Below are 17,993 nucleotides of genomic sequence, written 5' to 3' on the forward strand. Positions count from 1 at the left end.
CGGTTCCTCAACGGTAACCGGCCTCGATGGTCCAGCCTCCCGCAGTCCACATCAGCAGCCACGCCTGGTGGTCCACACCACCCGGTTCCGGCCCTTCGGCGGTGATCTGCATCCGCGCGCACCTGAACCGGGCAGCCGGTTCCCACCACCGTTCGTCCACGGGCCACGGCCCCGCCCATCCGGTGACCCGGTACCGGGCACCCCCTCCACACAGCACGTCCGGAACCCGGTCGAGCAGAGCTTCAGCGGTGACCCGCACCGGGTGGCCGCTGGCGTCGACGAGCCGGACCCGGGAATCCGGGTACGTGGGACCGCCACCCCGACGGGCCGGATGCGGACCCGGCAGCTCCCCGGTCCAGTCTCCTGCACCACGGGGTGGGGGGCGTTCCTCCCCCACCGGCACCAACCCGATGCGTTCCACGGGACTCCGCCCACCGACGGTCCGGGGTCGGAGAACGGCATCCACGCCGAGCAACGACTGCACCCGTGCGATCACCCGGCCCGCCTCGGCATCCTCCGTGGAACCACCACCCCACAATCCCCTCTCCTCCGGAACGGTGACCTCCAGCGGATCCAGCACCAGCCGAATGATCCCGGAGTCAGCCGGAACGTCCCCGCCGCCGTCCTCCGGCACCGAAGACGGGCGCGCCGTTAGCCACCCGTCGAGCTGCCAGCGGACCCGTTCCGCGGTCGACTGCTCGGTGAGAGGTTCGCGGGTGCGCCAGATCCGTTCGAGAACGTGCTCCCCACCCTCCACGAGAATCGTGGCCTGCACCTTCAGCCGTCGGCAGCACAGAACGGCCCCGACCAGCCGCCGGTGCAGTCGCGCGGCCAACGCCCGGGCCAGGAATGCCGCTTCATCGACCCGGTTGACGGGTACGTCCGCCTCATGGACCACGGCGAGCGGGGTGGCGGGGAGCACCGGTGAGACGGTCCCGTCCGTCGCGGCGCGTGCCAGACGGTGCAGGGCACCACCTGCGACGCCGAACCGGGTCACCACCGCAGCGGAGGGCAGGGCCGCAAGTTCCCCGAACGTCCCCACCCCGAGTTCCATGAAGGCCTCCACAGTGGCCGCCGGGCAGCCGAGGGCCTCCTCCGCGGCGGCCAACCGGAGGGACCGTGGAGCGAGGAACGCCACGGATCCCCCCTCCGGAACCACGGCACCTCCGACACCGGCGCGCACGGCGATGAGTGCGGTGGTGATCTCATCGGCTATCCCCGCGGAACAGTCCACCCCGGCGAGCGAGGCCGCATCAATGAGCCGCTGCGCCGCGGCATCCTCGCCCCCGTGGTACCGGGCCGCCGCCCGGGCGTCGACGATGAGCAACCCGGGACGAAGCACCTCGACGGAGGCGGCGACGTCATCGACCCCACCGAGCACCTGCTCGAACATCCGGGCGTCCCGGTCCGGATCATCGTCGATCAGGATCAGCTCCGGACAGACCGCACGCGCCTGCCTCAGACGCATCCCACGACGTACACCCGCTTCCCTGGCCCGCACCCCACAGGCCCGCACGGCACCCCGTGACGGTCCCGATCCCGCGACGGCCACCGGGCACGACGCCCTGTCACCCGGCACGACACCGGCGATGACCGCCGCCTGAACGGGCCAGTCGGGGAACCACAGCGCCAGAATCCGTGTGGATGTCATCCGGTACGGACCACCCGTGGAACGGGCCACGGGGAAATGGGGTGCCCGTCCGTCCGTGCCGTTTCGACCGGGGTGCACCCCACCCGGAGCAGCGCCCGCCGCGGGGGCGCGGCCTTCACGGTGACCTCCACGGCGATGTCGAACCCCCTGATCCGCCCCGAGCCCGCACCGATGCCGTGGTAGGCGACGATGTCCGCTCCGATACGTACCGACGGGGCCGGCAACCGCGCACCGATGACGATCAACGCCGCGGTACCGCGTCGTGTCCTGGCCAGTAACGGGCGCGCCTGCGACACACCGACCGCCGTGTCCTCCCCGTTCCAACGGTGGATCACGAGGTCCATGCCCTCGACCAGCATGCCGGTGACGGCGAACGGCCTGGGCCCGGGATCCGGGATGACCACGACCCGATCGAGGTTCCCGCCCGCGTCGGGGATCCCGGCGAGGAGAAGGTCGGGCCACCCGACCACAGCCACACGGGCACCGTTCCCCGTGGCGGCGGCGATGAGCTCGATGACGAGAGCCGGACAGTCCCCCACTGCGGTGACCTCACGGCGCAGCAGGCCTCCGCGGGGCAGACAGTCGGCCAGGTTCTCCGGTACCGGGACAACCCCGGCGGAGGGCACTCCCGGGACACGGTGCCACACGTCCTCCGCGTCACCCCGGACAGGCCCGCCGCCCATCGTCGCGAGAGTTGCGCGCAGCGCACGGACACGCGCCGGACGATCCATTCCGGTGAGATCCGGGGAGCGGGTCACATCACCCCGCATTCGAACACGTGTTCCATTCACGGGGTCCAGTCAACCCCTCCGGGCACGTGATTTCAAACCCGCGCCGACCCGCATCCGGATCGGCGCAGGTGGCCGGTGCAGGAGGTCAGTCCAACTTCCGGGAGTGCGCCCACCGGGTCAGTGCATGACGGTTGGACTGCTGGGTCTTGCGCAGGATGTTCGAGGCGTGGGTCTCCACCGTCTTGACCGAGATGAACAGCTCCGCGCCGATCTCCCGGTAGGTGTAACCCCGGGCGAGCAGACGCAGCACCTCGAGTTCCCGCCGCGTGAGGGCATCGACGAGAGGGTCCGCCGGTGGCACCGACCGCTGCGTCTCGACGGCGGCGTCCGCCTCGGGCGCGTCCACCACACCGACACCGGCACCCGCGTCCGGTGCACAGAACGCATCGAGGACGAAACCGGCCAGTCGCGGGGAGAACACCGCATCCCCGTCCCGGACCCGACGCACCGCGTCCGCGAGCTCCTCCCCGGAGATGGTCTTGGTGACGTAACCACGGGCCCCCTCGCGGATAACGGCGATGACGTCCTCGGCGGCGTCGGACACCGACAACGCGAGAAAGATGGCGTCCGACCCGGCACCCCGCACACCCCGGATCACGGCGCATCCACCGCCGTCAGGCATGTGCACGTCGAGAAGCACGACGTCAGGCCCGGTGGCGAGGATCCCCTCGACCGCCTCCCCGACGGTACCCGCCTCCCCGACGACGTCGACCACCCCGGAGAGTTCGGCCCGCACCCCCGCACGGAAAACCGAGTGGTCGTCCACCAGAAACACCGTGATCATGTCCGCTCCGTTCGCCTCACCCGTCGCCTTTGCCCCACCCCGAGATTACCCGTCGACGGGTGCGCGGAGGATGACCTCCGTACCTTCCCCGGGGGCGGATCTGATCAGTGCGGTGCCACCGGCGCGGGTGACCCGTCCCCGCACCGACTCAGCCAACCCGTGGTGCCCCTCCGGAACCACCTCCGGATCGAACCCCCGTCCCCGGTCACGGACGTAGACGGACAGTTCACCGGCGAGATTCTCGGCGTAGACGTCGATGTCCCGCACCCCGGAGTGCCGGGCGGCGTTGACCATGGCTTCCCGGGCGGCGAGGGCGACCGCCCGGGTGGTCTCGGTGAGGAGACCGTCCGCGCCCACGGTGACCGGTGAGATCCGGACGGAGTAGGTGTCCTCGACCTCCCCGCACGCGAGTTTCAGCGCGGCGAACACGGTGGTGGCGGCACCTGCGGCAGCGTTCTCCCGCTGGCCGAACAGCCACTGCCGGAGCTCACGTTCCTGACTGCGGGCCAGACCGGCGATCTCCGTGTCCTCTCCGGCACGCTTCTGGATCAGCGCGAGTGTCTGCAGCACCGAGTCGTGCAGTCGGGAGGCTATCTCGGCCCGTTCGGCGGCGGCGAGACGTTCCGCCCGTTCCAGGGTGAGTTCCTCCCACATCTTCAACCAGAGCGGCACCCCCAGTACCGCGACCCCCGCGAGGGTGAGAAGGACCGCCATGAGGGTCGTCCCGAAGGCCTGCCGGTTCTCCCAGTTCACCAGCACGAGAACGATACCGGTGAGCACGAGCGCCCCACCGGCCAGGAGCGTGGGCGCTCCACCGCGCAGCTCCGAGAAATCCACCCCCCGGTCATAGGTGCGCCACACGATGACCGCTCCGAGCCCGATGACGAGGATCGGCCACAGTCTGACCGCCGTCGAACCGGTGACCAGGGTGAAGGCGACCAGTGCACCGATGACGGCGAGTACGACCAGGAGATGGTCCGTCCGTGACACCTCCGAGGGGCCGTCCGGTTCCCCGGAACCGGAATCAGCGGTGGTGTCAGCGTCAGCGTCGGTCTGGCTGAACAACACCCACATCAGTGCATAACAGAACACCCCCGCGCCACTGAGCAGGCAGCTGAGGGCGAGCAGCAGACGCACGACACGGACATCGACGCCGAGGTGCCGGGACAGTCCTGTCGCCACTCCCCCGATGACCCGCCCCTGACGGACTCGGGTGAAACGGGGATAGGGCCGTGGGGTGGAGGATGTCACCATGTCGTCCATGATCGCACCACCGACCTCAGGGGGCATCAGGGAACACCCCGATGCCCCGTTTTTCAGGGTGCTCCCTGATGCGCGGGCACCACCCGGGCGATCAGAATGGAGACATGGACACCACCTCCTCCCCCACGAACACCACATCCCCGGGCCTCGACCGGACCCTCCGCGACATGTGGGAGACACGCCCACCGAGAATTCCCTCGGATCAGGGCGGCAACGCGAAGATCGCCGGCGTCTGTGAAGGCATCGGCGTGCGCTTCCGCATCGACCCCACGCTCATCCGCATCGCCTTCGTCGTCGCGGCACTGACCGGCAGCGGCATCCTGCTGTACGCGATCTGCTGGTTGTCCATGCCCCGCTGGTCGATGCCGGTGTCCCCGCTGGGGGCCGCGGTCCAGAAGAAGACCACCCGCGGGCTCTCCGGGGAAAGGACCACCGGGTACCTCCTGATCTTCGCGCTACTGGTGTTCAGCGGCATCCTCGGATTCTCCGACGTGTTCTCGAAGTCCCTGTTCGTGACACTGCTCCTGGCCGGTGTCCTCTGGTGGTTGCTCCATTCACGGACTCCGGAGCCACCCGTGGGGCTGATCGCGGACCCGGCGGCCGTCCCCTCACGCGAGTCGACCGCAGGTGAGTCCACGACCGGGGAGGAACGGCGCATCTCCCCGAATCCGTCACTGGCACACCTGAAACCGGTCAACGGCTACACCGTCCCCGGCGCGGAGACCACTCCCCCGAGCTGGGATCCGCTCGGCACGGCACCCGCCCTGTGGGATCTCCCGGAACCGGGCCCCGCACGGGAACCGGCCGCGTCCACGCCCCGGGCACCCTGGGCCACCGCCCTCGGCACTCTGGCGCTCGTCACCGGAGCTCTCGGCGGGATCGGCCTCATCGCCCTCGCGGTCATCTCCGCGTTCTCCCCGCTGAGTGTGCCGTTCTGGCTCTGGGCATCCACCTCAGCGCTGCTCGTCGGCGGACTCGGGACGGGTGTCGGCATCCTGAACCGGGGAAAAATCCGGGCCCCCGCACTGTTCATCGGCATCGGCGCCTCCGCAGCGTTGATATTCGCGGGGGCCGTCGCCGACGACTCCGTCACGGAGATCAGCATCGGCGCCGGGGACACGACGTCCGGGCCGTCGGTCCTCGCCCCCGTCTCGGGGGATGACCTGCCGGCCAGGGTGGACAACGGCATCGGGAAGACCGAACTGGATCTGCGCGGACTGCGGCCGCTGACCGAGAGCCGGGAGGTGAACGTGTCCAACGGTGTGGGCAAGACCGTCGTGTGGTTGCCGACCGATGTACCGGTCACGGTGAACTGCTCGAACGGCGTCGGCAGGTTGGTGTGCACACCGGGGGACTACAACACCGGCGCCGAGGGCGAACGACTCACCCTCGACATCACGAACGGCGTGGGCAAGGTCGTGGTCCACGCCGGGTGAACCGCGGGTTCACCCCCGCCCGCGGAGGACGGCCCGGAACCGTTCCCGCAGGCCGTCGGACCAGGTGCCACGGTCCCGGTCCACGCGGCCGGCATCCGGGTCACCGTCCTCCGTGCGGAGCAGCTCCCCGACCCGCGTGAATCCCGGGGATCCGACCAGCAGATGGGCGACGAGCACAGCGATCCACACCCCCGCGAGCTGCGCACCGTACAGCGTGGGGGCGGGATCACCGCCCGCGATCTGCCGGTAGGCCACCAGGAAACCGGCGGCGACGGGAACCGTGATGAGCACGGCGGTGAACGCCTGACGACGCAGGTGCAGCACGAAACCACTGACCCCCGCATCCCGGTCCGCCGCGTAGTCGGCACGACGGCGTTCCCACATCCGGGCACCGGCGGTGAGCGTCAGCAGGTAGAACACGGAGAGGGCCACCGCGAACAGCAGCGCGGTCAACAGGGCCGCCGTGGCCGAGGACCTCTGGACATCGGTGTACACACCGTCACGCGCGATGGGGTAGACACGATCACCCGATTCCTGATCCCCCACCAGGCCGGTGAGGACAACCGCCGCCCCGATGAGTTCATCCGGTTCGCAGAGGCACGTGACGGATTCGGCGAGTTCGCGTGTCCCCGGGAGCAGATCGGGGGCGAGAACCGAGAAGTCCCGCGGGGTGAGGGCCACGATGGGCCGGTTGTCCGGACGGTTCGGTGCACCGGTGCCGTCCAGCATCGACACCGCCGCAGGATCGTTCCCCTCCCGGATGACGGTGAGGCCATCGGTGACACCGGAATCGGTGACGGTCTCCGTGTCCCCCCACACCACGGCGACCCCCTGGCGGAGCTGGCCGGTGGCCGGGATCGACTCCGGCAGCCCGACGATGAGCAGGACCCTGTCATCGTCGACGGGGATCTGCGCGGTGAGACCCGGATTCTCCTCCATCTCCCCGGCGAGCACCAGCAGATCGGGACGTACCTCGAACGCCTTCGAAATCTCCTCCATCCGGGCCTGGAATTCGGGATCCACGTCGGACGTCCGCAGCACGCTGACGGGCCCGTCCGGTTCATTCGCCGCGACCCCCAGCTCCCGCATCTCCCCGCCACTGCGCGCTGTCGCGAAGGTGAGCGCCATACCGAGGACGAGACCACCGACGACACAGAGCACCGCCCATCCCGGAACAGACGCCAGGTCCCCGGGCAGACCGCCCCTCCGGCCCACCACAGCTCTCCCCTTCCCGAGGTCGCCGAGGGAGATCTTCGCGGGAATGATCAGGACGGCCCCGATGATCACCGCCCAGATCACGGCACACAACAGCAGAGACAGCAGCCCGACGGTGAACACCGTCCCGAAACCGACGAGCGTCGTCGCACTGAGCCTGACGAGGTACACCAGCCACACCGCGAGCACCCCGGAACCGGCACCGGCGGCGAGCACGGAAGCGAACCGGATCAGCCCTGACCGGCCGTCGACACGACGTAGCTGAGTCACACTGAGAGCGACGCCCACGGCGAGCAGGAGCAGCATTGTCGCGACACTGAACTTCCCGAATGTGGAACCGGCGAAGTCACTGCCGGACCGGGGCAGCGCCACGGTCGTCTCCACGTCATCGAGACCGGCGGACCGGAGAACATCCCCGACGGCGCCGGCGAGCTCGGGTGCCCCGTCACCGGCGAACAGCCATGTGTCCCGGGGGCCCGGAACCTCGAAGCCCTGCAGCGCCACGACCGGGGTCTTGCCCACCAGGGCACCGGCGGGGAATGTCCCCGCGATCGGGTGAGCCAGTGGCGTGCTGAACACCACCTCACGGAGGAATCTCCGCTCCTGCGACGCCGACAGCATCGGTGTGCGCGCCGACTCCCCCGGGGTCTCCGGCAGGGCGGTGGAGATCAGGGTGCGGTCCTTTCCCAGTTCCGCATCCAGCTCATCCACGCCCGCGACGTGGAAGCGACCGTCCGGATCGTGCACCGCGAACGCCCCGGTACCGCCGCTGGAGGCGGCCAGCACCGACATGCCCCGGGAATCCGCCAGATCGGCGATCTCCCGCTGCAGCTCCACCTGCTCCTCCGGATCGAGGTCACCGGCACCGGCGGCCGTCGCCTGGAGCGTCGGCCCGGAATACCCCAGCCGCATCGCGGTGGCGATCGAGCCACCTTCGACCACCAGGAGCATGAAGATCATCACGACGACCGCGATCAGAGCACTGATCACACCGGGGAGGACGATACGTGCGGGATTCCTGTCCACGTTGACTGCCACCTATTCTTCGACGGTTATCGACCCGCGGCACCGTTCCCGGGTTCCACGGGGTTCAGGTCCGACCACCTCGGACGGTGGCGATCTCCCTCCACAGTAACCCAGCGGGAACATCACGTCCCCGTGGTTTCCACGCCCACCGGACAGGTCCCCCGTCTCCCGGACAACCCCGGGGAAAAGTGACGGTGCCTCCCCCGAATGTGTTGTTCCACCGCAAAACGGCAGCAGCCCGGAGAGCGACGAATACAGTGACAGCTAAGACCATTAGCCGATTGTCACCGGGGCCACCACAGCGCCCCCATCCGCCGAGAAGCGAGGAAAACCATGCCGCACCAGCCCGCATCAGCCCCCACCACCGGCCTCGCGGCACTGGGATTGATCCTGTCGATGGCCCTGCTCACCGCCTGCGGGGACACCGGGGAAACTCCGGAGAGCGGGGCGACGGTCACCGAGACCACGACCTCGACCACCACGGAGACCGCGACCACCACCGCCACGACAACGGAGACGACAACGGAGACGACAACGGAGACCGTGACGATCACCGAGGAGACAATCATCACACAGACACCGGAAGCGGCCCCCGCACCGGAACCGGAACCCGGGACCCAGATGCAGGGGTTCCTCGCACCGGCACCGGCGGCACCGGCCCCCTCCCGAAACTTCTCGAACTGCCGGGAGGCGCGCGCCGCAGGTGCCGCACCCCTCTACGCGGGCAGCCCCGGATACAGCCGGAAACTCGACAGGGACGGAGACGGTGTCGCCTGCGAGTGACCCCGACGGGGGCGACCCGGCAGAGAAAAGATGAAGGCCCCGCACCTGAGGTGCGGGGCCTTCATCGACGGAAAGTGAGTGGAGGCTACTCCCACTCGATCGTTCCCGGAGGCTTCGAGGTGCAGTCGAGCACGACGCGGTTGACGTCGGCGACCTCGTTGGTGATGCGCGTGGAGATGCGCTCCAGGACGTCGTAGGGGATACGGGTCCAGTCGGCGGTCATCGCATCCTCGGAGGACACCGGGCGCAGCACGATCGGATGCCCGTAGGTACGGCCGTCACCCTGGACACCGACGGAACGGACGTCAGCGAGCAGCACCACGGGGCACTGCCAGATCTCCTCGTCCAGCCCCGCGGCGGTGAGCTCGGTACGGGCGATGAGGTCCGCGGCGCGCAGCGTCTCCAGCCGCTCGGCGGTGACCTCACCGATGATGCGGATACCCAGCCCCGGCCCGGGGAACGGCTGCCTGCCGACGATCTCCTGTGGCAGGCCGAGCTGACGCCCGACCGCACGGACCTCATCCTTGAACAGCAGACGGAGCGGCTCGACGAGCTCGAACTCGACGTCGTCGGGCAGGCCACCGACGTTGTGGTGGCTCTTGATGTTCGCGGTACCGGAACCGCCACCGGACTCGACGACGTCCGGGTAGAGGGTCCCCTGCACCAGGAAGTCCACCGAGGAACCCTCGGGTGCGGATTCGAGGACACCGGCGACGGCACGTTCGAAGGAACGGATGAACTCCGCACCGATGGCCTTACGCTTCGCCTCCGGTTCGGTGACACCGGCGAGCTTCGCCAGGAAGGCGTCCTGTTCATGGACGGTGACCAGCTTCGCACCGGTCGCGGCGACGAAGTCCCGCTCGACCTGCTCACGCTCACCGGCACGCAACAGACCGTGATCCACGAACACGCAGGTCAACCGGTCACCGATGGCGCGCTGCACCAGGGCCGCTGCGACGGCGGAGTCAACGCCGCCGGACAGACCGCAGATCGCACGCCCCTCGGGGCCGATCTGCGCGCGGACGGCCTCGACGAGTTCATCGGCGATGTTCGCGGCGGTCCAGTTCTGCTCGAGCCCGGCGATCTCCGTGAGGAACCGGGTGAGCACCTCCTGCCCGTGCGGGGAATGCAGGACCTCGGGGTGGTACTGGACACCGGCCATGGACCGTTCCGCACACTCGAAGGCCGCGACCGGTGCACCCGCGGAGGACGCGGTGACGGTGAAACCCTCCGGTGCGGCGTGCACGGCGTCACCGTGGCTCATCCACACCTTGTGCGTCGTCTCGAGCCCCTCGTGCAGGGTTCCGCCGCTGACGCTGAGATCGGTACGCCCGTACTCCCGGTCACCGGTGTTGGCGACGGTCCCCCCGAGAGCGTGCGTCATGGCCTGGAAGCCGTAGCAGATACCGAACACCGGGACGCCCAGATCCAGCAGCTCCGGACGGAGTTCCGGCGCGCCGTCCTCGTAGACGGAGGAAGGACCACCGGAGAGCACCAGCGCGGCGGGGTTCTTCGCCCGGATCTCCTCGACCGTCGCGGTGTGCGGGACGACCTCCGAATAGATCCGCGCCTCGCGGATCCGGCGGGCGATCAGCTGCGCGTACTGCGCGCCGAAATCGACGACGAGCACCGGGCGGTGATTCGTTGCGGTAGCTTGCTTTGAGTCAGTCACGGAACGTACTTTACCGCACCCGCACACCGACCCCGTGCCCGGAACGACATGCCCCGGGCACGGGGCGTCACGAAAATCAGAAACCCACGCCGCCGGCCACGCTGAGCTGCACCTTCTGGAAGCTCTTGAGGTCGGTGTAACCACACTTGGCCATAGCCCTGCGCAGTCCGCCGACGTAGTTGAGCATCCCGTGCGGATCGGTGGACGGGCCGTGGAGCACCGTCTCCAGGGTGGGGGTGTTCCCCACGGTGTCGACGGTGTCACCGTCCCCGCTCCCCAGCAGATCCGCGGAGAAGGCGACGTCCGTCCACGCCGGTTCCACCGTGCCGCGCGGGAAACGCGGGTGAGCCGCGGAGTGTGACCAGTAGGCACCCTGCGCCGCGGCCTCGCGCGCCTTCGCCAGCGGATGCCCCAGGATGACTCCGTCCGCACCGCAGGCCATCGCCGTCACCGCGTCACCCGAGGACTCGATCTCCCCGTCCGCGATGATGTGCACGTAACGGCCACCGGTCTCGTCGAGGTAGTCACGTCGGGCGGCCGCGGCATCGGCGATGGCCGTGGCCATCGGACACCCGATCCCCAGTGCAACGTCATTGGTGTTCGCCCCGCCACCGACGATGACACCCGCCGCACCGGTCCGCATGAGGTGGAGGGCCGTGGTGTAGTCCGCGACGCCACCCGCGATGACGGGAACATCGAGGGAACCGATGAACTCCTTGAGGTTCAGGGGTTCCCCGCCGGTCGCGACATGCTCCGCGGAGATCATGGTGCCCTGGATGAACAGCAGTTCAGCACCGGCCCCGATGACCACGGGGGCGAGCTCCCGGGCGTGCTGCGGGGTGACCCGGACAGCGACGGTCGTGCCGGAGGCCCGGACCTCCGCGATACGGGCGGTGAGCAGTTCCTCGTCGATGGGGGCGGCGTGCAGTTCCTGGAGGACCCGGGTCGCCTCGGAGCCGTAGAACTCCGGCCCGGACAGCTCCGCGTTGATGGCCTCACGGACGCGACCGACGGCGCCCCCGAGATCCCGCTGCCTGCCCCACAGGCCTTCGGCGTTGATGACACCGAGACCGCCCTGCCGACCCATCTCGATGATGAACTCCGGGGTCGCCAGAGCATCGGTCGGATGGGAGATGAAGGGGTTGTCGAAGGTGTAGGCGTCGATGTGCCAGCTGGTGTCGACGTCCTTCGAGGACCGGGTGCGCCGGGAGGGGATGATCTGGATGTCGGACAGCCGGTAGCTGCGGCGGGCCTCGCGCCCGATTCCGATTTCGACGATGTCACGCATGATGGTGGTGCTCCTTGGATCGTGCCCCGACCGGGGCCGGGGTGGCCGGGGTCAGCGCTGGTAGTAGTTGGGGGCTTCGACTGTCATCTGGATGTCGTGCGGGTGGGACTCGCGCAGTCCCGCTGCGGTGATCTGGACGAAGCGGGCGCGCTGGAGATCCTCGATGGAGGCGGAACCCGTGTACCCCATCGCGGCACGGAGTCCACCGACGAGCTGGTGGGTGATCGCGTCAATCGAACCACGGAAGGGAACACGTCCCTCGATGCCCTCGGGGACGAGCTTCTCCTCGCTCCTGACGTCCGCCTGGAAGTAACGGTCCTTGGAGAAGGAACGCTTCTCGCCGCTCAGGCCACGTCCCTGCATCGCTCCGAGTGAACCCATGCCACGGTACATCTTGTACTGCTTGCCGTTGACGACAACGGTCTCCCCCGGTGCCTCCGAGGTTCCGGCGAGCAGGGAACCGAGCATCACCGTGGAGGCACCGGCGGTCAGTGCCTTGGCGATGTCACCGGAGAACTGCATGCCGCCGTCGGCGATGATCGGGACACCGGCGGCCTTCGCGGGGACGGCGGCCTCCATGATCGCCGTGATCTGCGGTGCACCGACACCCGCGACGACACGGGTCGTGCAGATGGAACCGGGGCCGATGCCGACCTTGATGGCGTCCGCACCGGCGTCGATCATGGCCTGCGCGGCGGCACGGGTGGCCAGGTTTCCGCCGATCACGTCGACCTTGTGCCCGAACTCCCTCTTCACCCGGGACACCATCTCCAGCACCCCACGGTTGTGGGCGTGCGCGGTGTCCACGACCAGCACGTCGACGCCCGCGTCGACGAGTGCCGCGGCCCGCCCCCAGGAATCCTCACCGGTGCCGATACCCGCCCCCACGAGCAGACGGCCGGACGCGTCCTTGGAGGAGTCCGGGTACTTCTCCGTCTTCACGAAGTCCTTCACCGTGATCAGCCCGACCAGACGCCCAGCATCATCGACGATGGGGAGCTTCTCCACCTTGTTGGCGCTGAGCAGCTGGAGGGCGTCCTCCTTCGCGACCCCCTCCTGCGCCACGACCAGCGGCATCGCCGTCATGACCTCGGCGACCTTCCGGGAGTAGTCGTGCTCGAAACGCATGTCCCGGTTCGTGCAGATACCCACGAGCCTGCGGTCCCCGTCCACCACGGGGAGACCGGAGATACGGTAACGGGCGCACAGTGCGTCCACCTCGCCGATCGTCATGTCGGGGGTGCAGGTGACCGGATCGGTGACCATTCCGGACTCGGAACGCTTCACCATCTCCACCTGCTGCGCCTGATCCTCCACGGACAGGTTCCGGTGCAGCACACCCATACCGCCCTGTCGCGCCATCGCGATGGCCATGCGCGCTTCCGTCACCGTGTCCATGGCGGCCGAGATCAACGGGATGTTCAACCGGATGTTCCGCGTGAGCTGCGAGGAGGTGTTCACCTCGCTCGGGATCACATCGGAGGAATCCGGGATCAGCAGGACATCGTCGAAGGTGAGTCCAACGAGCGCGACCTTGTTCGGGTCGTCGCCCCCGGTGGAGACGCGGTTGTCAGTCAAGGTGGATCATCCTTTTTCTCGGGTGGTGGTGAGGCTGGGTCGGCACAGGTTCCCCTCCCCGGATCAGCTTCCGCTGCCCGCTCTCACGGTCCGGCCCGGAGACACTCCCGGGCCGCACCGGGTTGGCGAGGTGCCATGACCTACAACAGTAGCGCGCGGGGCGGTCACGGGGGCCACCGACCGGGAGTTCGTTTCGCCTGTCTTTGGTTGCCGTTTACGTGCCGCACCCTTAGGGTGGCCTGTGTGAACTTTGATTCTATGATGCCGCCGGACCCGTTCGCGGGCGATCCGAACGACCCCGCATCGTTCCTCGAGGCGGACGAACCCCTGCCTCCGCTCACCGACGAGGACCGTGAGCGTGTCCGCGAGGATCTCGAACTCGTCGGCGAGTTCCGCCGAGCGTTGGAACCCCGTGGTGTTCTCGGGGTCTTCTTCATGTGCGAGGACTGCGACGAACAGCACTACTACGACTGGGACATCATGGCCGCGAACATGCGCGCCACTCTCGCCGGTGAACTCTCCCCCGTGCACGAACCGTCCGCACGCCCCGACCCCGCGGCGTACGTCCCCTGGGACTACTGCCTCGGTTTCCTCGACGGCATGGAGGCACACTGACCGGCCCGGCGCGGCCGAGGAGGCCCCGGTACGGTGAAAACCCCGGATCCCGCGAAAGGGATACCGGGGTTTCGTCGTCCCGTGTGCCGGCGGGACCACCGGATCACCGATCGGGGACCGTCTCGGCGCTGGTCGTCGGTGACCCCGTGGTTCCCGTGCCCACCGGAGCACTCACGTTGTCTGCGGTACCACCGTCATCGACGCCGTCATCCTCACCCGGTGCCGTAGGATCCCCGCTTCCGTCCGGAACCGGCAGCGGAGACGTGGTCGGGGCGGTCTCCGACGGGATGCCCGTCGGGGACCCGGGTGTGGTCGGGGGAAGGGTGCTGCTCGGGGTGGGTGGGGGAACCTCGACGGTGGAGGTCACGGTGACCGTGTCCGGTTCCGGCGGGGCCGGTGGCGCCGGCGTGACCGTGACGGTCACCGTCCGGGGGGCCGGGGGATGCCTGTCGGCGTCCACCCTGGTCGCTTTGCGCGCGTTGAGTTCCTTGGCCATGAGTTTGGCCTGTTCCAGCAGTTCCAGTGCCCCGGCGACATCTCCGTTGGCGTTGCGGTTGTCCGCTTCCTCCAGTGTGCTCGCGAGTTCCACGACCGAGGCGTGCTCACCGAACATCGCGGTGTGCGCACCCCACAGGGCGCTGTCGGGGCCCGCGTTGTAGACGGCTGTACCACCACCGGCGATGACGAGTGTCGCGGCGGCCGCGCCGATCATGCCGTGGACGAAACCGGGTACGAGCCTGCGCCTGTCCGCGAGACCGACCACCTGACCGCCACGACCGGCGGCGGGGATCTCCTCCACCACCGGGGCGGAGACGGGGGTGAACTGCGTCGTCGCCGGGGCGGTGACGGACAGTCCCGGACCAGTGAGCGACGGCGCAGGGGGCATCGGCGCATCGACGTCCGCCTTCAGACCGAGCAGCAGCCCGGCGAGTCCGTCGTCCCCCCGGGAGGGGTCAACGCCGTTGGCGAGGTCGTCAAGGAAGGCATCGGTGCGGAACAGATTGTCGTCCTGTCCCCCACTCACGCCTGCGTCCTCGGGTCGGCGGTCACTCATGCCTGGTGCTCCTGCTCATTAAGCTTCTTACGCAATGCCGCGAGCGCCCTGTGCTGGGCCACTCTGACTGCTCCGGGGGTACTTCCCACGATTCGCGCGGTTTCCTCCGCAGACAGTCCCACGAACACCCGGAGGGTGATGATTTCGCGAGCCTTGTCACTCAATGAATCGAGAAGTGAACGCACTCTGTTACTACCATCGCTGACCAGCGCATAGTCCTCCGGGGTATCCCCGTCACGCACGTAGTCCGGAACATCATCGGTGGGATTCGACAGGTCCCTCGACAGGGAGCGGTGAGCGTCCGCGACCTTGTTCGAGGCGATACCGTAGACGAACGCCATGAACGGCCGCCCCCGGTCGACGTAGTTCGACACGGAGTTGGCGACAGCCAGACAGATCTCCTGGGCGACATCCTCCGGAGTGGGGTGCCTGCCACCACCGATCCGGGCACGGGCGTAACGCAGCACCATCGGATGCACGATCTCCATGATCCGCTGGAGCGCGGACCGGTCCCCGCCGGCCGCCAACGGCACGAGTGCCGCCAGTTCGCGCTCTGCATCATTCACGCTGTGGACCTCTGCATCTTCCGACATTCCTGGACACCGTCAACCCCGACCAGCGGGCCTCAGGCGGGAGTTTCTGAAGCGCTACAAGGGTTCACTATTCCGACAGTCTAGATCACCTGTCCCCCGCATGAGGAGCGGAACCGACGACAGGCGACCCGGATCCCGGCTCACCCCGGAACACCGGAAGCCCGGGGCGTCGCCCCCGACCAGCGTTGAACACCCCTCCGAAGCGGACCTCCCGAACCGCCGCACACGGTCCCGGTGGTGAACCGTCCCCCGGGCCGTCGACCCCCTACCCGGCGGTGAGCCCGAACTCCGTGCAGAATCTGTCGATGGTGGGCAGCACACCCTTGAGCATCAGATCGAGCTGCTTGTCCAGCTGCGCGTCCGTGAGACCGGCCTTGATGAAGATCCCGCCCTCGGCCTTGATGTGGATTCCGTCGGCGTCACGTTTCTTCAGTGCGGTGATGAGGTGGTTCCCGGAGTTGAATGCCGTCGTCCACCCGAGAACATCATCCTCCCGGTCGACGGGCAGGCGGGGTCGCATCTCGGCGCTGACGACGGCGAAGGCGTCGGACGCGAGGATGAACATGACCGGAATGTCGTTGAAGAAGCAGTAGTAGACGGGCAATTCGCCCTGCAGCTTCGACACCGCTAGGTTCTGCCTGGCCAGGGACTCCTCCAGGCGTTGCGGGGTGACCGGCGTGGGTTCGTCCGCCACCTTCTTCGAACCAAACTTGAACCAGGCCATCAGTTGCCTCCTTCTTCCACCGGCTGCACGAGGCCGGGAAATTCTTCGTCAATTCTGTCGGCCGCGCGGAAACTGACCTCGAACGCGACGTCGATGAAGGTGCCGAGCTGTTCATCCGTGAGCCCGACGGCGGTATCGACCACATTCTCGAAGACGATGTTGTTGCCGTCGCCCGAGATAACCGTTCTCGGCATCACCATTTCCGTGTTGAGGACGTTGGCGGCGGCCGCTGCGCGCCCTTCATCGTGACTCAGCTTTCCACGCCGCCAGCCGGCGATCCGGAGCAGATCCTCCCCGATGGTGAAGAAGAAGAAGATCTCCTCGTAGCCGACGACGATGTCGTTGTCGTTGTCCCTGGAGAAGCTGAGACCCTTGCCGGTGAGATAGTTCTCCACCCGGGCATCGGTGACCCTGGGTAAAGCCATGCGCTGTACTTCCTTTCACTTGTCTGCGCGGGCCTACGGCCCGCAGGTATCGGGGAGGGTCGACCGTGGGGTCAGTTGTCCTCTCCCGGGGTGCCGGGTTCGAGATCGAACTCCTGGCAGAAGTTCCCCATGGTGCTGAGGGTGCCCACGAGCATCAGCTCCATCTGTTCGTCGAGCTGTTCATCCGTGAGTCCGCCTCCGGTGAAGAGCGTCCCGTCCGCCGCGGCGTAGACGCCGTCGTCATCGACGTTCTTCACGGTGGTCACGAAGTGGGTTCCGGCGTTGACCATCTTCGCCCAGCCGAGAACCTCCTCCTCCCGTGCCACCGGCAGTCGCTCGAAGGTCGAGGCGCTGAACACCACCGCGAAGTCGAAGGAGGCGTCGACGATGACCGGGAAGCCGTTGATGATGCAGTAGAACCGCGGGGCACCGTCATCGGCCCGGTCCGCCGTGATCTCCTGGCGGATCAGTGCCGCCTCGATACGTTCCGGGGTGACCGGGGTGGGGTTTTCGGCGGCTGTCTTCGATTTGAACCAGGCCATCAGTTCTCATCCTCCTTGGATTCCTCAACTGCGGGTGCGAGGTCGGGCAGATCCGCCGCGAGGCGCTCCCCCGCCATGAAACTCGTCCGGAGGGACATGACGATGAACTCTCCGAGTTGTTCGTCCGTGCGCCCCGAGGTCGTCTTCAGGGCGTTCTCGAAGATGATGCTCGGCTGTGTACCCCCGATGACCGTCTTCGGTGCCACGAGATCCTGGTTCAGGGCATTGGCTGCGGCGAGCGCCCGTCCGACCGCGTCATCGTCGGACAGCTCCGCGTGCCACCAGCCCGCGACCCGCAGTAGATCCTCCTGGACGGTGATGAAGAACGTGAGACCGTCGAAACCGACGACGATGTCGTCATCGTCGTCCCTGCCGAAGTTGAGCCCCTCACCGGTGAGGAAACTCTCCACCCGGGAGTGGGTGACCTTTGGTAACGCCATGTTCGGTGTATCCCTTCATGTCGGGGGCCGTCCCCGGCCACGGCTGCACCGTCCGAGGTGTGCTGGAGTGCACGACCCACTGTAGTTTTATGAACCTATTCTCGCCATACGGG

Annotated in this window: 17 protein-coding genes; 3 read left to right on the forward strand and 14 right to left on the reverse strand. The window is 68.0% G+C overall.

What is annotated here, in order from left to right:
• Window positions 1-7: 7 nt before the first annotated feature.
• From JIM94_RS00905 to JIM94_RS00920, 4 genes are all read right to left on the reverse strand, one after another.
• Complete coding sequence (locus tag JIM94_RS00905; protein WP_200253737.1) at window positions 8-1,651, reverse strand: Y-family DNA polymerase; 1,644 nt, start codon at window positions 1,649-1,651, stop codon at window positions 8-10.
• The gene (locus JIM94_RS00910) at window positions 1,648-2,409 is read right to left on the reverse strand and encodes a hypothetical protein (RefSeq protein ID WP_200253739.1); all 762 of its coding nucleotides are present in this window, start codon (window positions 2,407-2,409) and stop codon (window positions 1,648-1,650) included. Before JIM94_RS00910 ends, JIM94_RS00905 begins: the two co-directional genes overlap by 4 nt.
• Before the next feature lie 118 nt (window positions 2,410-2,527).
• Window positions 2,528-3,223: a response regulator gene (locus tag JIM94_RS00915; RefSeq protein WP_200253976.1), complete on the reverse strand. Its 696-nt coding sequence runs from the start codon at window positions 3,221-3,223 to the stop codon at window positions 2,528-2,530.
• 48 nt (window positions 3,224-3,271) lie between these two features.
• Window positions 3,272-4,516 (reverse strand): ATP-binding protein, encoded by a 1,245-nt coding sequence (locus tag JIM94_RS00920; protein ID WP_272493898.1) that lies wholly within the window; start codon window positions 4,514-4,516, stop codon window positions 3,272-3,274.
• Window positions 4,517-4,593: 77 nt separating this feature from the next.
• Between JIM94_RS00920 and JIM94_RS00925 the strand changes: the two genes are divergently transcribed.
• On the forward strand, window positions 4,594-5,925 hold the full coding sequence (locus JIM94_RS00925) for a PspC domain-containing protein (RefSeq protein WP_200253741.1): 1,332 nt from the start codon (window positions 4,594-4,596) through the stop codon (window positions 5,923-5,925).
• Between the two features lie 9 nt (window positions 5,926-5,934).
• Here JIM94_RS00925 and JIM94_RS00930 read toward each other — a convergent pair whose 3' ends face one another.
• Window positions 5,935-8,178, reverse strand: a complete 2,244-nt coding sequence (locus JIM94_RS00930) for a hypothetical protein (RefSeq protein ID WP_200253743.1) — start codon at window positions 8,176-8,178, stop codon at window positions 5,935-5,937.
• Window positions 8,179-8,499: 321 nt separating this feature from the next.
• On the opposite strand from JIM94_RS00930, the gene JIM94_RS00935 reads away from it, so the two are divergent.
• On the forward strand, window positions 8,500-8,949 hold the full coding sequence (locus JIM94_RS00935; RefSeq protein ID WP_200253745.1) for an excalibur calcium-binding domain-containing protein: 450 nt from the start codon (window positions 8,500-8,502) through the stop codon (window positions 8,947-8,949).
• Between the two features lie 85 nt (window positions 8,950-9,034).
• Here the strand turns inward: JIM94_RS00935 and guaA are convergent, their stop codons facing one another.
• The 3 genes from guaA to guaB all read right to left on the reverse strand — a co-directional run bounded on the left by guaA (window position 9,035) and on the right by guaB (window position 13,487).
• Window positions 9,035-10,621 carry a glutamine-hydrolyzing GMP synthase gene (gene guaA / locus JIM94_RS00940; protein ID WP_200253747.1) on the reverse strand — a complete coding sequence of 529 codons (1,587 nt, stop codon included), beginning with the start codon at window positions 10,619-10,621 and terminating at the stop codon, window positions 9,035-9,037.
• Window positions 10,622-10,697: 76 nt separating this feature from the next.
• The gene (locus JIM94_RS00945; RefSeq protein ID WP_200253749.1) at window positions 10,698-11,909 is read right to left on the reverse strand and encodes a GuaB3 family IMP dehydrogenase-related protein; all 1,212 of its coding nucleotides are present in this window, start codon (window positions 11,907-11,909) and stop codon (window positions 10,698-10,700) included.
• A gap of 51 nt (window positions 11,910-11,960) precedes the next feature.
• Entirely contained in the window at window positions 11,961-13,487 is a 1,527-nt protein-coding gene (gene guaB / locus JIM94_RS00950; RefSeq protein WP_200253751.1) for an IMP dehydrogenase, read from the reverse strand.
• A gap of 243 nt (window positions 13,488-13,730) precedes the next feature.
• On the opposite strand from guaB, the gene JIM94_RS00955 reads away from it, so the two are divergent.
• Window positions 13,731-14,102, forward strand: a complete 372-nt coding sequence (locus JIM94_RS00955; protein ID WP_200253753.1) for a DUF5319 domain-containing protein — start codon at window positions 13,731-13,733, stop codon at window positions 14,100-14,102.
• Window positions 14,103-14,205: 103 nt separating this feature from the next.
• Here the strand turns inward: JIM94_RS00955 and JIM94_RS00960 are convergent, their stop codons facing one another.
• The 6 genes from JIM94_RS00960 to JIM94_RS00985 form a co-directional block, all read right to left on the reverse strand.
• The gene (locus JIM94_RS00960; RefSeq protein WP_200253755.1) at window positions 14,206-15,156 is read right to left on the reverse strand and encodes a hypothetical protein; all 951 of its coding nucleotides are present in this window, start codon (window positions 15,154-15,156) and stop codon (window positions 14,206-14,208) included.
• Window positions 15,153-15,749 carry a sigma-70 family RNA polymerase sigma factor gene (locus JIM94_RS00965; protein ID WP_200253757.1) on the reverse strand — a complete coding sequence of 199 codons (597 nt, stop codon included), beginning with the start codon at window positions 15,747-15,749 and terminating at the stop codon, window positions 15,153-15,155. Before JIM94_RS00965 ends, JIM94_RS00960 begins: the two co-directional genes overlap by 4 nt.
• 265 nt (window positions 15,750-16,014) lie before the next feature.
• A complete protein-coding gene (locus JIM94_RS00970) occupies window positions 16,015-16,473 on the reverse strand; it encodes a hypothetical protein (RefSeq protein ID WP_200253759.1) in 459 nt (152 codons plus the stop codon).
• On the reverse strand, window positions 16,473-16,898 hold the full coding sequence (locus JIM94_RS00975) for a type III secretion system chaperone family protein (protein ID WP_200253761.1): 426 nt from the start codon (window positions 16,896-16,898) through the stop codon (window positions 16,473-16,475). Before JIM94_RS00975 ends, JIM94_RS00970 begins: the two co-directional genes overlap by 1 nt.
• A gap of 71 nt (window positions 16,899-16,969) precedes the next feature.
• Complete coding sequence (locus tag JIM94_RS00980; RefSeq protein WP_200253763.1) at window positions 16,970-17,440, reverse strand: YbjN domain-containing protein; 471 nt, start codon at window positions 17,438-17,440, stop codon at window positions 16,970-16,972.
• The gene (locus JIM94_RS00985; RefSeq protein WP_200253765.1) at window positions 17,440-17,880 is read right to left on the reverse strand and encodes a YbjN domain-containing protein; all 441 of its coding nucleotides are present in this window, start codon (window positions 17,878-17,880) and stop codon (window positions 17,440-17,442) included. The genes JIM94_RS00980 and JIM94_RS00985 overlap by 1 nt, the downstream gene beginning before the upstream one ends.
• Window positions 17,881-17,993 lie beyond the last annotated feature (113 nt).

The sequence above is a fragment of the Corynebacterium pygosceleis genome (genome assembly GCF_016595275.2).
Classification (GTDB): Bacteria; Actinomycetota; Actinomycetes; order Mycobacteriales; family Mycobacteriaceae; genus Corynebacterium; species Corynebacterium pygosceleis.